The 13924-nt window shown below is 62.5% G+C and carries 15 protein-coding genes; 7 read left to right on the forward strand and 8 right to left on the reverse strand.

Annotation, left to right across the window (positions count from 1 at the left end; genetic code table 11):
• Positions 1-12 precede the first annotated feature (12 nt).
• A complete protein-coding gene (hisS, locus tag FFM81_RS16890; RefSeq protein WP_003570075.1) occupies positions 13-1536 on the reverse strand; it encodes a histidine--tRNA ligase in 1524 nt (507 codons plus the stop codon).
• Between the two features lie 135 nt (positions 1537-1671).
• On the opposite strand from hisS, the gene FFM81_RS16895 reads away from it, so the two are divergent.
• The 3 genes from FFM81_RS16895 (at position 1672) to copM (ending at position 3300) form a co-directional block, all read left to right on the forward strand.
• Positions 1672-2427 (forward strand): hypothetical protein, encoded by a 756-nt coding sequence (locus FFM81_RS16895; protein WP_138385070.1) that lies wholly within the window; start codon positions 1672-1674, stop codon positions 2425-2427.
• A gap of 80 nt (positions 2428-2507) precedes the next feature.
• Positions 2508-2873 carry a hypothetical protein gene (locus FFM81_RS16900; RefSeq protein ID WP_138385069.1) on the forward strand — a complete coding sequence of 122 codons (366 nt, stop codon included), beginning with the start codon at positions 2508-2510 and terminating at the stop codon, positions 2871-2873.
• A 70-nt stretch (positions 2874-2943) separates the two neighbouring features.
• The gene (gene copM / locus FFM81_RS16905; RefSeq protein ID WP_003570079.1) at positions 2944-3300 is read left to right on the forward strand and encodes a CopM family metallochaperone; all 357 of its coding nucleotides are present in this window, start codon (positions 2944-2946) and stop codon (positions 3298-3300) included.
• A gap of 107 nt (positions 3301-3407) precedes the next feature.
• Here copM and FFM81_RS16910 read toward each other — a convergent pair whose 3' ends face one another.
• Positions 3408-4457 (reverse strand): aldo/keto reductase, encoded by a 1050-nt coding sequence (locus FFM81_RS16910; RefSeq protein ID WP_003570080.1) that lies wholly within the window; start codon positions 4455-4457, stop codon positions 3408-3410.
• A gap of 231 nt (positions 4458-4688) precedes the next feature.
• Here FFM81_RS16910 and FFM81_RS16915 point away from each other — a divergent pair, with 231 nt between their 5' ends.
• Positions 4689-5393, forward strand: coding sequence for an HAD family hydrolase (locus FFM81_RS16915; protein ID WP_003570081.1), 705 nt, complete (start codon positions 4689-4691; stop codon positions 5391-5393).
• Positions 5394-5408: 15 nt separating this feature from the next.
• Here the strand turns inward: FFM81_RS16915 and FFM81_RS16920 are convergent, their stop codons facing one another.
• Both FFM81_RS16920 and FFM81_RS16925 read right to left on the reverse strand, forming a co-directional pair.
• A complete protein-coding gene (locus FFM81_RS16920; protein ID WP_138385068.1) occupies positions 5409-5915 on the reverse strand; it encodes a hypothetical protein in 507 nt (168 codons plus the stop codon).
• On the reverse strand, positions 5912-6541 hold the full coding sequence (locus tag FFM81_RS16925; RefSeq protein WP_025415425.1) for a DNA-3-methyladenine glycosylase I: 630 nt from the start codon (positions 6539-6541) through the stop codon (positions 5912-5914). Before FFM81_RS16925 ends, FFM81_RS16920 begins: the two co-directional genes overlap by 4 nt.
• Positions 6542-6800: 259 nt before the next feature.
• On the opposite strand from FFM81_RS16925, the gene FFM81_RS16930 reads away from it, so the two are divergent.
• From FFM81_RS16930 to FFM81_RS16940, 3 genes are all read left to right on the forward strand, one after another.
• Positions 6801-7550, forward strand: coding sequence for a L,D-transpeptidase (locus tag FFM81_RS16930; protein WP_003570085.1), 750 nt, complete (start codon positions 6801-6803; stop codon positions 7548-7550).
• 136 nt (positions 7551-7686) lie between these two features.
• Positions 7687-8379, forward strand: coding sequence for a L,D-transpeptidase (locus FFM81_RS16935; RefSeq protein WP_138385067.1), 693 nt, complete (start codon positions 7687-7689; stop codon positions 8377-8379).
• A 123-nt stretch (positions 8380-8502) separates the two neighbouring features.
• Positions 8503-9177, forward strand: a complete 675-nt coding sequence (locus tag FFM81_RS16940; RefSeq protein WP_025415424.1) for an outer membrane protein — start codon at positions 8503-8505, stop codon at positions 9175-9177.
• A gap of 21 nt (positions 9178-9198) precedes the next feature.
• Here the strand turns inward: FFM81_RS16940 and FFM81_RS16945 are convergent, their stop codons facing one another.
• From FFM81_RS16945 to FFM81_RS16960, 4 genes are all read right to left on the reverse strand, one after another.
• Positions 9199-9639 carry a hypothetical protein gene (locus FFM81_RS16945; protein WP_138385066.1) on the reverse strand — a complete coding sequence of 147 codons (441 nt, stop codon included), beginning with the start codon at positions 9637-9639 and terminating at the stop codon, positions 9199-9201.
• Between the two features lie 44 nt (positions 9640-9683).
• Complete coding sequence (gene glcF, locus FFM81_RS16950) at positions 9684-10994, reverse strand: glycolate oxidase subunit GlcF (protein ID WP_138385065.1); 1311 nt, start codon at positions 10992-10994, stop codon at positions 9684-9686.
• A gap of 247 nt (positions 10995-11241) precedes the next feature.
• Positions 11242-12441 (reverse strand): glycolate oxidase subunit GlcE, encoded by a 1200-nt coding sequence (gene glcE / locus FFM81_RS16955; protein ID WP_138385063.1) that lies wholly within the window; start codon positions 12439-12441, stop codon positions 11242-11244.
• A complete protein-coding gene (locus FFM81_RS16960) occupies positions 12438-13877 on the reverse strand; it encodes an FAD-linked oxidase C-terminal domain-containing protein (protein WP_025415421.1) in 1440 nt (479 codons plus the stop codon). Before FFM81_RS16960 ends, glcE begins: the two co-directional genes overlap by 4 nt.
• Positions 13878-13924 lie beyond the last annotated feature (47 nt).

Below are 13924 nucleotides of genomic sequence, written 5' to 3' on the forward strand. Positions count from 1 at the left end.
CACGGGTATGTCTCAGACATCACCGCCCGCCCTCTTCCGATCCTCAGCCTGCGCGGCAAGGATCTCCTTGACCTTGGCGACGAGGTCGGCTTCCGGCACCGTCTCCTGCGCCACGCGGGCCTCGCGCCAGCTGGCATTGTCCTCGATCTCGCCGGAGAGCCGCTTGCCCTCGATCAGATCCTTGATCTGCACCACGCCGGTTGCGCGCTCGTCGCCGCCCTGGATGATGGCGACGGGGCAGCCGCGGCGATCGGCATATTTCAGTTGGTTGCCGAACTTCTTCCAGTTGCCCTGGAACATCTCGGCGCGGATGCCGGCGGCGCGCAGCTGCTGCGTCATCTTCTGATAACGGCCCATCGCCTCGACATCGCCATCCATGACGGTCACCAGCACCGGCTCGATCACATCGCTGGCGCCAAGCTTGCCGAGGTTCTTCAGCGCCGTCATCAGCCTGGAGACGCCGATCGAAAATCCGGTCGCCGGCACCGGCTGGCCCATGAAACGGGAGACGAGGCCATCATAACGGCCGCCGCCGCCAATCGAGCCGAAGACGACCTTTTCGCCCTTTTCGTTGGTGACGTCGAAGCTGAGTTCGGCCTCGTAAACGGGGCCGGTATAATATTCGAGGCCGCGGACGACCGAGGGATCGATCTTGATGCGGTCGGACTGGTAGCCGGCGCTGGCAACGAGCGCACCGATGAAGTTCAGTTCGTCGACGCCCTCGACACCCTTCGACGTTCCGGCAACGAGTTCGGCCAGGCGTGGAGCGCTTTCGGCATAATCCTTGATGCCAACGAAGAACAGCACCTTGTCGATCTGTTCCCCGCTGAGCCCGGCGCCCTTGGTGAAGTCGCCGGATTCATCCTTGCGTCCGGGACCGAGCAGCAGGGCCACACCCTCCGGGCCGAACTTGTCGAGCTTGTCGATGGCGCGCAGCACGTTGAGCCGCTGGCCGGCCTTGTCGTCGCCGCCGAGGCCGATCGCCTCCAGCACGCCGTCCAGGACCTTGCGGTTGTTGACACGGATGACATAGTCGCCGCGCTTGATGCCCAGGGCTTCGAGCGTATCGGCCATCATCATGCACATTTCGGCATCGGCCTGAACACCCGGCGCGCCGACGGTATCGGCATCGAACTGCATGAACTGGCGAAAGCGGCCGGGGCCCGGCTTCTCGTTGCGGAAAACATAGCCGGCGCGATAGGTGCGGTAGGGAAGCTGGATCTCGTTGAAATTCTCGGCGACATGGCGAGCGAGCGGCGCCGTCAGGTCGTAACGCAGCGACATCCATTGCTCGTCGTCGTCCTGCAGCGAGAAGACGCCCTCGTTCGGGCGGTCGCTGTCGGGCAGGAACTTGCCGAGCGCATCGGTATATTCGAACAGCGGCGTTTCGAGCGGATCGAAACCATAATGCTCATAGACTTCCCGGATCTTTGCCGTCATCTCGTTGACGGCGCGGATATCGGCGGCCGTCCGGTCGACGAAGCCGCGCGGCAGGCGGGCCTTGAGCTTTTGCGGTTTCTTCTGCTTGTCGTTCATTTCCGGCAATTCCGCTGACTGTGACAGTGGCGGTTTCCTAACCGATCGGGCGGGGAGCGGCAAGGGCGAAGGGTCTTGATGTCGAGAGCAGAATCGATTGAACGAAGAGGCATCGATCGAAATGCGGATAGGCCCATGATCACTGAAGCGCTTCTCTATACCGCGACATTGCCGCTGACCGGCAAGCCCTATCGAAAATTCATCCGCTATTCCGTCAATCTCTGGTCGCGGGCCGGGCGGTGTGCAGCGGCCTGGGCCGAACATGAAGAGATGAGCCGGAATGCGATCAGCACAGCTGCGGCCGGTCTCAGGCAGAAGCGGACCGCCGTCGTCCTCGGCTCCGGCCTGTTGCGCGATGTGCCGATCGAGGAACTGGCGCGCGACTTCGATACCGTGGTGCTGGTCGATCTCATTCACCTCGCCTCGGTGCGCTTGTGGCTCTCGGCCAAGCCCTATAGAAATGTCAGGCTGATCGAGCGCGATCTTTCCGGTTATGACGATCTCGCTGCCGGCCGCAAGCCCGAACCGCTCGGCTTTCTGCGCTCGGTGCCCTATCTCGATTTCGTGGTTTCGGCCAATCTCCTGTCGCAGATCGGCCGCGGCGTAAAGCGGCGATATGAGGCGGAGGCTGGCCACATGCCGGCCGACACGGTGGAGAGACTGATCGCAGCGCATCTCACCGGGCTCTCCGATCTGCCCTGCCGCAGTTGCCTGGTGACCGATATCGCCTATGCCGTCATCGACCGCAACGGCAGGACGCATGAAGAGGCCGACCTGCTGCATGGCGTTTCGCCGCCGCCGGCGAACGCGGTCTGGACATGGCCGGTCGCACCGCTCGGCGAGGAGAGCAAAGACTATAAGATCGAGCACAAGGTGATTGCCGTCTGGTGAGAGGCGATGACGATGTCGTCACCGAATGTTCACCCTCGGCAGGATTGGCTTACGGCCGGCCGTCCCCTATATGAAATACCATGCGCACGCTTGCTCTCATCACGATGGTTCTCGGCTGGCTGGTCTATAGCGCCATGTCCGCCTGGGGCTGTACGACTTGTGCGTCGATGAATGCACCGGTCGCTGCTGAGGGCGGCGGCATGCACCACGAGATATCAGGCATGGATATGCCGGAAGGAGCAGTCAAGACTGCGCCCCTGAAAGACCCCTGCACCACCGGCAATTCCGCGCATATGCCGCTTTGCGCCGCCTGTTTTCTACTGCCGCCGACGGTGACGGTCACGGATGGCGGAAAGTCCGTTTACGGCTATCCCGACCCGGCGCTTGCCCGCGCCTTGGATGACAATCGCCCTGCTCCGCAGGCTCCCCCTCCCCGACTGTCCTGACATCACATCCGTGCCGATCAGGTGGTCCCGCCGCCTGGAATACCTATTGTCAGACAGAGGAAGGACTCTCATGTCTCTGAAAATCATCACGCTTTCCGCAATGCTCGCTGTTGCTGTCCCCGCTTTCGCTGAAGACATGTCGATGGACATGAGCAAGCCGATGGGCAGTCACGATGCGGCAAGCCACGCCTTCAGCGAGGCGAACGCCAAGATGCATAAGGATATGGCGATCGAGTATAGCGGCAATCCTGACGTGGATTTCGTCCGCGGCATGATCCCGCACCATCAGGGCGCGATCGATATGGCGAAGATCGAACTCCAATACGGCAAGGATGCCGAAATCCGCAAACTCGCCGAAGGGGTGATCAAGGCGCAGGAAGCCGAAATCGCCGAAATGAACGCCTGGCTTAAGGCCCACGGCAAGTAATCAATCGCTGAAGGGGAACGCTTGATATTGCAGGCGTTCCCTACTCGACCAGCCCCGAGGGTTAATCCGCGGTCCGAACCGTCAGCCGTGGCCCATCCCCGAGAACCTCAGTCCTTCGGCTCGAAATCAGCCGGGCGGCGGCCGGCGCCTTGGCGTGACAGCATCCAGCCCGGATATTCGGGAGCAAGGGCGCTCACCTCGTCGAGCCTCTGCATATCGCCTTCATCGAGCTTCAGCTTGACGGCGGCGAGGTTCTGGTCGAGCTGGTCGACCCGCTTGGCGCCGATGATAACAGTCGTGACGAAAGGCTTGGCGAGGATATAGGCGAGTGCGACGGTCGCGACGCTGACGCCGTGTTTTTCGGCGACCTCACGCATAACGGCGACGCAGGCCCAGGCTCTGTCCTTGTCGACCGGCGGGAAATCGAAACTGGCGCGGCGGCCTTCGCCGTTGCCGGGGGCGCCGGGACCATATTTCCCGGAGAGCAGACCGCCGGCGAGCGGCGACCAGACCATCAGGCCGAGCTTTTCCTCCTGCATCATCGGCACGATGTCGCGTTCGAGATCGCGGCCGGCGATGGAATAATAGGCCTGCACCGTCTCGAAACGGGCAAACCCGCGGCGTTCGGAGAGGCCGAGTGCCTTGGAAATGCGCCAAGCCTGCCAATTGGAGACGCCGATATAACGCACGAGGCCGCGGGAAACGAGATCGTCCAAGGCGCGCAGCGTCTCCTCGATCGGCGTCACGGTGTCTGTCGCGTGGATCTGATAGAGGTCGATATGATCCGTCTGCAGGCGCTTCAGGCTCGCCTCGACGGAATCCATGATATGGCCGCGCGAGGCGCCGCGGTCGTTCGGCTTGTCGCCCATCACGCCGTAGACCTTGGTGGCGATGACCACGTCCTTGCGGGGCACGTCGAGGTTCTTCAGCGCCTGGCCGAGCAGCCTTTCGGACTCGCCGGACGAATAGACGTCGGCCGTGTCGATGAAATTGACGCCTGAGCCGAGCGAGCGCTCGACGATCCGGTCGGCGGCATTCTGGTCGACATCGGCGATGGCACCCCACATACTGCCCTGTTTGGCTTCGCCGAAGGTCATGGTCCCTAGGCAGATTTCCGAGACGAAAAGTCCGGTATTTCCGAGTTGATTGTAACGCATGATCAAAAAAATCCTTTGTGTCTGCCGCAAGAGGGGCTTGCGAACTGAAGAACTTCATTTTTTGATTATTGGCCTGCGCGTGACAGGCACAGCCGGGGCTGGCTGCATGGTGAGGCAGGTTCGATGTAGTGCGGCGGCGGCGTTTTTCAACGCCGCGCCGTGCAGAAGCCGACGCCCTTGTCTCGACACAGGCGGCCGATAGATTGCGGCTATATTTCAAGAGGTACGCATATGACAACGCGACCACTGACCACGATCGGCTTCGATGCCGACGACACACTCTGGCAGAACGAACAATATTACCGGCTAACTGAAGCGCATTTCACCGGGCTTCTTGCCGATTTCGCCGCAGGGCCGAAGGTATCCGAGCGGCTGCTTGAGGCGGAAAGGCGCAACCTCCGCCATTACGGCTTCGGCATCAAAGGCTTCACGCTGTCGATGATCGAAACGGCGATTGAGATCACCGAAGGCAAGATTCCTTCGAGCGTCATTGCCAAGATCCTCGATATCGGCCGCGACCTGCTTTCCCATCCCGTCGAGACCATGCCGCATGTGCGCGACACGCTGGAGGCGCTGGCCGGCAAATATCTGCTTGTGATGATCACCAAGGGCGACCTGTTCGACCAGGAGCGCAAGCTCGCCCAATCCGGGCTCGGCGATTTCTTCGATGCCGTCGAGATCGTCTCCGACAAGACGGCCGTCACCTACCGGCGCATCTTCGCCAAGGTCGGCGACGGACCGGAGCGGGCGATGATGGTCGGCAACTCGCTGAAATCGGACATCGTGCCGGCAATCGCCGCCGGCAGCTACGGCGTCTTCGTGCCGCATGAACTCACCTGGGTGCTGGAACATGTGGACGAACCGACGGAGGCGCCGCGTTTCCGCAAGATCGGCCATCTCGGCGAATTGCGCGACCTGATCGAGCGGCTCGCATAGATCGGCCGCGCGCCATTACTGTTTGGCAGGCGCCTTCGGAAACAGCGACGGGCGCTCCGGCTCGGCTGGCGGCTGCGGCTGTTTCGGGGCAGCGGCGAGAGGCTCGATCAGGACGCTGAAGGGGGCGCCGAGGCCGCGGCGCGGCGAGACCTTGGAATAATAGGGACGCAACAGCCAGGTGGTGTTTTCCTTGACCGTCGTCTCGAAGCTCGTGCCGTCCTCGTCGGTGCCGAAGAATGCCTCGTCATCCGGTTTCGACAGGTCGAAAATCGCCAGGAAGGCGAACTTGCTCTTGGTGGCAAAGCCGATCTTCACGTGCTGGCCGGCGCGCACCGGCAGCGTGTAGACATGGCCGTTGCCGAACTTCGTCCAGCCCTTCAGCTGCATGGTGACGGCCGGAAATTGCAGTTTCTCCAGCTTCTCGCCGGGATCGAGCTGCGGCGTCTGCGCCAGAGCGGGGACCGTCAGGAAGAACAGGGCAGCGGCGGCGATCAATGTTCTCACGGATGCATCTTCTTTCATGGTCGGACCAAAACGGCGCGCATCGCCTCGACCTCAGGCCGGCAGAAACAGCCCTCTAGATGATCGTTGACGAGACCCATCGCCTGCATGAAAGCATAAACTGTGGTCGGGCCGACAAAGGTCCAGCCGCGTTTCTTCAGATCCTTGGAAATGATGACCGAGGTCGGCGTCGTCGGATTGGCGGCGATATGCTGACGGTCGACCACAACAGGCCGCTCGTTATGGCCCGGCTCATAGCGCCAGAAATAATGGGCGAGCGAGCCGAATTCGTCCCTCAGCGCAATGGCGCGCTTGGCATTGTTGACCGTCGAGACGATCTTGCCGCGGTGGCGGATGATGCCGGCATCGCCAAGGCAACGAGTGACATCCTCATCGCCGAAAAGGGCGACCTTTTCGAAATCGAAGCCGGCAAAGGCTGAGCGGAAGTTCTCGCGCTTGCGCAGGATGGTCAGCCAGGAAAGACCGGACTGGAAACCTTCGAGGCAGATCTTCTCGAAGAGGCGAATGTCGTTGGTGACCGGGCGGCCCCATTCCTCGTCATGATAGCGGAGATAATCCGGCAGATTGGCGTGCCAGTGGCAGCGGCTCCTGCCGTCCTCGCCGATGATGATGCCTGTCTCGCTCATGTCCGCTTCATTCCCGGTCCGTCTGTTCGCCGGTCCGCCTCGTTTTCCGGTCGTGATTCCGGCTTTACCATTTGCAAACCGTCTTTCCAAACCGAACGGTAACCCTGACGAAAAGTTTATCCGGCCGGTCGGGTTTTCACGTTTCGATCTTTACCATTCGCTGGCGGATTGGGTGGCAGCGTCTTTCCCGGGCGGAACATCTCCACCCAGGCGGACCTCCCGCCAGCGCATTTTCGGCCATTTGTAGAGAGTTCGTCCGATGATGAAACCGTTTGTTCTTGCCGCAGCCCTCTTCGGCATTTTCTCCCCGGCCGCCCTTGCCGACGACCGCTACGCCACGCGCCCGCCCGTCGTGCTCAGCCCCGATCTGACGGCGCCCTGGATCAACCAGCTTGGCGGCGGCGCGGTGCGTCCCGTCGTCTATCAGCGGCCGGTCGTCCGGCAGCAGCAGCGCGGGATTTTCCAGCGCCGCGTGCTGCGCCAGGCGCCGCAAGTCGCCCCGCAGACGGTTTCGGCGATCAATCCCGGCATACCGTCGATCCGCCATCCGATCGAGCCGCAATTCCTGCCGCAGATGGTCGATTACGACACTCAGGAAAAACCCGGCACGATCGTCATCGATACCAACAACCGCTTCCTCTATCTGGTGATGGACGGCGGCAAGGCGCGGCGTTACGGCGTCGGCGTGGGCAAGCCCGGCTTCGAATGGGCCGGCGCCCACAAGATCACCCGCAAGCAGGAATGGCCGGATTGGACGCCGCCTTCCGAGATGATCAGCCGCGAGGCCGCCAAGGGCCACTACCTGCCGGCGCGGATGGACGGCGGCGCGGAAAACCCGCTCGGCGCCCGCGCCATGTATCTCGGCTCGACGCTTTACCGCATCCACGGCACCAACGCGCCCTGGTCGATCGGCAGCGCCGTCTCCTCCGGCTGCATACGCCTCCGCAATGAAGATGTCGTCGATCTCTATGACCGCGTCAGCGTCGGAACCCGCGTCATCGTCATGTAAAGGCGCAGGCAATTATCTTGGAAGCTGCAAGAACAGGCGGCTTCCCTACCGGAAATTGCTTTATCCGGCCGGGCCGATCTTGAATCGGGCAGAAGTTCATGTAGCTTCAGGCAGATTTGCTTGAGGGGATTCGATCATGATCAAATTGATGCCAAGTCTGGCCGCGGCCGGACTTGTCCTGTCCTTGGTGACTACACCAGCCTTTGCCGCGCCTGCCGGCTCTACTCCTGACAACGCGCAGCGCCCGGCACAGGTCATGCGTGTGGCGCAGATGCCGAAATATGTGAAGCCGGAATTCAAGCGCAAGAAAGTGCGGCTGGTGACGACGGAAGCGGCCGGCACCGTCATTATCGATACCAATAACAAATATCTCTACCTCATCGAGGGCAACAACCGCGCCACCCGCTATGGCATCGGCGTCGGCCGCGACGGCTTCGGCTGGTCGGGCGTCGTCAAGATCGGGCGCAAGGCGGAATGGCCGGCATGGACGCCGCCGGCCGAGATGCGCCGCCGCGAAGCCGCCAAGGGACACATCATTCCCGCCTATCAGGAAGGCGGCGAGGACAATCCGCTCGGCGCCCGCGCCATGTATCTCTACCAAGGCGGCCGCGACACGATCTTTCGCATCCACGGCACCAACCAGCCCTGGACGATCGGCCTCAACATGTCCTCCGGCTGCATCCGGATGATGAACCAGGACGTGACCCATCTTTACGATCGCGCGCCTGTCGGCACCAAAGTGATCGTCATCGGCCCCGGCAACAAGCAGGGCAAGGTCGCGTTCGAAGACCGAGGCATCGACGTGCTGCGCACGCTTTTCGGCGGCTGAGCAACACTTTAGAAAAAAATGATAGGCGCTTTTCGTCGCGCCTTTTATTTTTCTTAGACTTTGCGGCGGAAAGCTGGCACACCAGCCTTAGAGTCGACATATTTGCAATATCGGGGCTATTCAATGACATATGGGCTGCGCTCGTCCGTTTCCGTGCTTGCGGGCATCGCTTTTTTCACGATCTGTTCGGCAGCCTCCGCCTCGGCGGAAGACCTGCAGTTCTCCATTTACGGCGGCTACCAGACCGCACCGCACAGCGGCGTCGATCTCTCCGACGGCACGCATTTCACCGCCGGCTGGGAAGGCAAGTCCTTCGGCAGCCCGCCCTATTACGGCGGCCGCGTCACCTGGTGGCTGGAGAATTTCAACAAGCCGAACTGGGGTATTTCGCTCGATTATACCCATGACAAGGTCTATGCCGACGACGATACGCTCGCCAAAACCGGCTGGTCGCATTTCGAATTCACCGACGGTCTGAACCTGCTGACGGTGAACGGTCTCTATCGCTTCCAGGATCCGACCCGCCGCTGGACGCCCTATCTCGGCGCCGGTATCGGCGTGAACATTCCGCATGTCGAAGTGATTCGCCCCGAGGGCAAGACCTGGGCCTATGAATTCGGCGGCGTGACGCTACAGGCGCAGGCCGGCGTTGACTTCAAGGTAACCGACCGCTGGTCGACCTTCGTCGAATATAAGGGCACCTATTCGCGCGTCGACGTTCCGATCGACAGCGGCGTGGATCTGAAGACCAATATCTTCACCAATGCCGTCAATGTCGGCGTCTCGTTCCACTGGTAATCGAGAATTTCGGCTGCGGCGCTATTTCGTGCCGCAGCTGACCTTTCCGTCGACGGCATAGGGTTTGTCCCCGCCTTCGATCTTGAGGGAATAGCTGCCGGTGAAATTTGAAGCCGGCTTGCCGCGTTCGCCGGCTACCACCACCAGATCCAGCGTTGCTCCGCCGGTGTCGTCCTCGCCGCCGTCGACGATTTCCAGCAGCAGCTCGCCATCGCGCGACCAATGGTTGGTCAGGTGCTGCGATTCGAACACGCGCTTTCCGAACACGCTCGATTGAGCCTGATCCTTGACGACAAGTGCGCCGCGAAAATGAATGAGCTTGTGGCCGGCATCGCTGGCGAAACCGCTTTCGACCGTGAAGCGCGCCTGCGTGTCATCGGCGGAACAGAAGAAACGGCTATCGGCATGGGCAGTGCCCGCCGCACCGAGCAATCCCGCTAGTACAATCATTCCCCGCCACATCGTCTAAAACTCCCGAGACCGGCCCCGACGGGCCTTCGCAAGCTTCAGCCTAGTGGCAAACCTGTTAATTTTTCCGGCACAGCGCCGCCATAAGCCCAATCGAGCAGCTCGACCGTATGCAGGATCGGCATGCCAGTGCCGGTGGCGATCTGAGTGATGCAGCCGATATTGCCGGTGGCGATGATATCGGCCTTGGTGGCTTCGATGTTTTTGACCTTGCGTGCCTTTAGTGCCGCCGAGATTTCCGGCTGCATGATGTTGTAGGTGCCGGCCGAGCCGCAGCAGAGATGGCCTTCGGCCGGATCGCGCACGGTAAAACCTGCCGCTTTCAGCAAGTGCTTCGGCGCCAGCGTGATGCGCTGGCCATGCTGCATGGAACAGGCCGAGTGATAGGCGACCGTGATGCCCCTCGGCATATGGGCCGGCAGCTCGAGGGTTGCGAGATATTCGGTGACGTCCTTGGCGAGCGCCGAGACTCTCGCTGCCTTTGCCGCATAGGCGGGATCGAGGCGCAGCATATGGCCATAATCCTTGATCGTCGTGCCGCAGCCGGAAGCGGTGATGATGATCGCATCGAGCCCCTCCCCCTCGATCTCACGCGTCCAGATATCGACATTGGCCCGCGCACTGGCGAGCGCCTGTTCGGCGCGCCCCATGTGATGAACCAGCGAACCGCAGCAGACCTCGCCTTCCGGCAGCACGACCTCAACGCCGAGCCGCGTCAGCAGCCGGATCGCCGCCGCATTGATGCCGGGATCGAGCACCGGCTGGGCGCAGCCGGAAAGGATGGCGACGCGGCCGCGCCGCTCCGTCTCGGGCGGATAGCTGCCGGGTTTTGCGAAGTCCGAAGCCGCGGGGATGCGGCGCGGCGCAAGCGCCAGCATGGCGGCGAAGGGTTTCAGCGCGGCCCCGCGCATCAGGCCGGCAAAGGGTCGGCCGAGGCGGGCAAGATTGAGCGCCAGGCGGAACCGGCCGGGATAGGGCAGCACCGCGGCAAGAATGGCACGCGTCAGCCGGTTCATAAAGGGCCGCTTGTAGGTCTTTTCAATATGGGCGCGGGCGTGATCGACCAGATGCATATAGTCGACGCCTGAGGGACAGGTGGTGACGCAGGAGAGGCAGGAGAGACAGCGGTCGATATGGGTGACGACTTCGGCATCGGCGGGCCGCCCGTTTTCCAGCATATCCTTGATCAGGTAGATGCGGCCGCGCGGGCTGTCGAGCTCATTGCCGAGCGTCACATAGGTGGGACAGGTGGCGGTGCAGAAACCGCAATGGACACATTTGCGCAGAATCTGCTCGGATTCGGCAACAGCGGGGTCGAGAAGCTGGGTGGGGGTGAAGTTGGTTTGCATCTAGCGGGGCCTCCGCTTCGGGAGGATGTCGGGAGTTGCGTGTGTGGCACCCCCCTCTGTCCTGCCGGACATCTCCCCCACAAGGGGGGAGATCAGATAGGCGCAACGGTTTCCCCAAACAACGACCGTGGAATTACTTCGAGACGGTAAAGAGGGACCGGTGATCCAACGTCTTGCCAATCTCCTCCCTTGTGGGGGAGATGTCCGGCAGGACAGAGGGGGGTGAACCGCATACAAACTCATCCTTTCACCCCATCTTCCCCGGATTAAAAATCCCCGCCGGATCGAACTTCTCCTTCACCCGCCGCGACAGCATCGCCACCGCCTCGGGCACGGGCTGAAACGCCGCAGTCACCGCCCTCGCCGCATCGGATGCGCGGATCAGCGTCGCATGGCCGCCACCGAGCGCCTTGATGAACCGGCGGACCAGCTCGGCTTCGGGGCCGGCCTCCATGCGCATCCAGACGAGACCGCCCTGCCAATCATAAAAGGCGTCGACGCCAGCTTCGAGGCGCAGGGCTGCGACCAGCTGATGGCCGATGCCGGGGGCGACCGAGACGCGCCAGACTGGCCGCATCGTGCCATCGGCGTAAGGCAGCACATCGCGGATTTCCTGCCAGAGCCTGCGGCTCTCCGGCTGCTCCAGCCGGGTTACCGTCGCAAAGGCCGACATGGAGGCCACCAGCTTTTCGACGCGCACATCGACCGAGCCCGGCAGGCCCTCGATGCGCAGAACCGTCGCCTCGCCCTCCGGCAATTTGCCGGCGAGGAATTTCCACGTCACCGTCAGCGGCAGGTGGGCGGCACCGGAGACTTCGACTGGCAGCGCCATCGCCGCCGCCATGGCGTTGGCGGCCTCGGCGTCGTTGAGGCCTGAGAGAACCACTGTCTGTTCCGTCTTCGGGCGCGGCGGCACCCGGAAGGTGACTTCGGTGAGAAAACCCAGCGTGCCGTGCGAGCCGGCGATCAGCTTGACCAGATCGAGGCCGGTGACATTCTTCATCACCCGGCCGCCGGCCTTGATGATCTCGCCTCTGCCGTTGACGAAACGCACACCCAGCAGGCTGTCGCGGGCAGCCCCCGCAATGAGCCGGCGCGGACCGGAAACATTGGCGGCAAAGACGCCGCCGATCGTCGGCTCGCCCGACCTGCGCATAACAGGGCGGTGATCCATCGGTTCGAAGGCGAGCATCTGGCCGTTTTCGGTCAGCGCCGCCTCGACCTCGGCAAGCGGCGTACCCGAGCGGACCGTCATGACCATCTCGCCGGGATTGTAGGCGACAATACCGGAAAGCCTGGTCGATCGCAGCCGGTCTTCTGATGCAACGGCATTGCCGAAACCCGAGCGCGTATCACCGCCACAGACCGCGAGCGGCCGGTTAGTCTCCGCATGTGCGAGGACGATCGCCGCCGCCTGTTCCTCGCTGGTCGGCATCAGATCGATCATGCGGCGGGGCGCCCTTCGAGCGGGAAGACTTTCGACGGGTTGAGGATCCAGCCGGGATCGAAGGCGGCGCGCGCCGCCATCTGCTGGGCGAGATCGGCCTCCGAATATTGATGGCGCATCAGCTCGCGCTTTTCGATACCGACGCCATGTTCGCCGGTGAGGCAGCCGCCGGCATCGACGCAGAGTTTCAGGATATCGTTGCCGGCGGCCTCGGCGCGGGCGGCATCCTCGGGATCATTGGCGTTGAAGAGGATCAACGGATGCATATTGCCGTCGCCGGCATGGAAGACGTTGGCGACCCTGAGGCCGTAGTGGTCGACGATCTCGGCAGTCCTCTTCAGCACGTGCGACAGCTGGCTGAGCGGCACGGTGCCATCCATGCAGATATAGTCAGCGATGCGGCCGGTGGCGCCGAAGGCGGATTTACGGCCCTTCCAGATCAGCGCCGCTTCGGTCGCCGACTGGCACTCGCGCACGGTCTTGACGCCGTGCCGGCGGGCGATCTCGACAATGTCCTTCAGCATGGCGTCCATCTCGGCTTCCGAACCCTCGACTTCGACGATCAGCAGCGCGCCGACATCGAGGGGATAGCCGGCATGGGCAAAGGCCTCGCAGATCTCGATCGCCGGCTTGTCCATGAATTCGATCGCAACGGGGATGATGCCGGCGGCAATGACATCGGCAACACAGGCGCCGGCCTCTTCCGAGGCTTCGAAACCGAAGAGCACGGGGCGCGCGCCTTCCGGCTTGGCGATCAGCCGTACCGTCGCCTCGGTGACGATGCCGAGCTGGCCTTCGTGGCCGCAGACGAGACCGAGCAGGTCATAACCTGCCGCATCAAGGGCCTTGCCGCCCAGTTCGATCACCGTACCGTCGACCAGCACCATCCGGACGCCGAGCAGATTATTGGTGGTGACGCCGTATTTCAGGCAATGGGCGCCGCCGGAATTCATGCCGATATTGCCGCCGATGGTGCAGGCGAGCTGCGAGCTAGGGTCCGGCGCATAGAAAAAGCCGTCCGCCGAGACGGACTCGGAGATATTGAGGTTGGTGACGCCGGCCTGAACCACGGCAACGCGATTGGGCAGGTCGATTTCGAGGATGCTGTTCATCTTCGACAGCCCGAGCACGACCGCATCCTCCTGCGGTATGGCGCCGCCCGACAGCGATGTGCCGGCGCCGCGCGGCACGACCGGAATGCCGTAGCGGTGGCAATAACGCATGACGGCCGAAACCTCGGCGGTGCTGCGTGGCAGGGCGACGGCGAGCGGCAGGCGGCGATAGGACACGAAGGCGTCGGTCTCGAACGGCACCAGCTCGCGCGGCTCATGAACCAGGCATTCCGGCGGCAGAAGATCGGTCAGATCGGCGACGATCTGATCGCGGCGTGCCAGCACATCGGCGCGCGGGGCGAGAAACGAAATGGCGTCGGACACGGCGTTCTCCCTGGCCTCGGACATTCGGAAATGACGACAGGAAATGA

Origin of the sequence: Rhizobium hidalgonense (assembly GCF_005862185.2) — a bacterium.
GTDB classification, from domain to species: Bacteria; Pseudomonadota; Alphaproteobacteria; order Rhizobiales; family Rhizobiaceae; genus Rhizobium; species Rhizobium hidalgonense.

Bases quoted from the DNA above. Each gene is read 5' to 3' on its own strand.
- hisS (WP_003570075.1), bottom strand. From the start codon at position 1,536: ATGAACGACAAGCAGAAGAAACCGCAAAAGCTCAAGGCCCGCCTGCCG.
- FFM81_RS16895 (WP_138385070.1), top strand. From the start codon at position 1,672: ATGATCACTGAAGCGCTTCTCTATACCGCGACATTGCCGCTGACCGGC.
- FFM81_RS16900 (WP_138385069.1), top strand. From the start codon at position 2,508: ATGCGCACGCTTGCTCTCATCACGATGGTTCTCGGCTGGCTGGTCTAT.
- copM (WP_003570079.1), top strand. From the start codon at position 2,944: ATGTCTCTGAAAATCATCACGCTTTCCGCAATGCTCGCTGTTGCTGTC.
- FFM81_RS16910 (WP_003570080.1), bottom strand. From the start codon at position 4,457: ATGCGTTACAATCAACTCGGAAATACCGGACTTTTCGTCTCGGAAATC.
- FFM81_RS16915 (WP_003570081.1), top strand. From the start codon at position 4,689: ATGACAACGCGACCACTGACCACGATCGGCTTCGATGCCGACGACACA.
- FFM81_RS16920 (WP_138385068.1), bottom strand. From the start codon at position 5,915: ATGAAAGAAGATGCATCCGTGAGAACATTGATCGCCGCCGCTGCCCTG.
- FFM81_RS16925 (WP_025415425.1), bottom strand. From the start codon at position 6,541: ATGAGCGAGACAGGCATCATCATCGGCGAGGACGGCAGGAGCCGCTGC.
- FFM81_RS16930 (WP_003570085.1), top strand. From the start codon at position 6,801: ATGATGAAACCGTTTGTTCTTGCCGCAGCCCTCTTCGGCATTTTCTCC.
- FFM81_RS16935 (WP_138385067.1), top strand. From the start codon at position 7,687: ATGATCAAATTGATGCCAAGTCTGGCCGCGGCCGGACTTGTCCTGTCC.
- FFM81_RS16940 (WP_025415424.1), top strand. From the start codon at position 8,503: ATGACATATGGGCTGCGCTCGTCCGTTTCCGTGCTTGCGGGCATCGCT.
- FFM81_RS16945 (WP_138385066.1), bottom strand. From the start codon at position 9,639: ATGTGGCGGGGAATGATTGTACTAGCGGGATTGCTCGGTGCGGCGGGC.
- glcF (WP_138385065.1), bottom strand. From the start codon at position 10,994: ATGCAAACCAACTTCACCCCCACCCAGCTTCTCGACCCCGCTGTTGCC.
- glcE (WP_138385063.1), bottom strand. From the start codon at position 12,441: ATGATCGATCTGATGCCGACCAGCGAGGAACAGGCGGCGGCGATCGTC.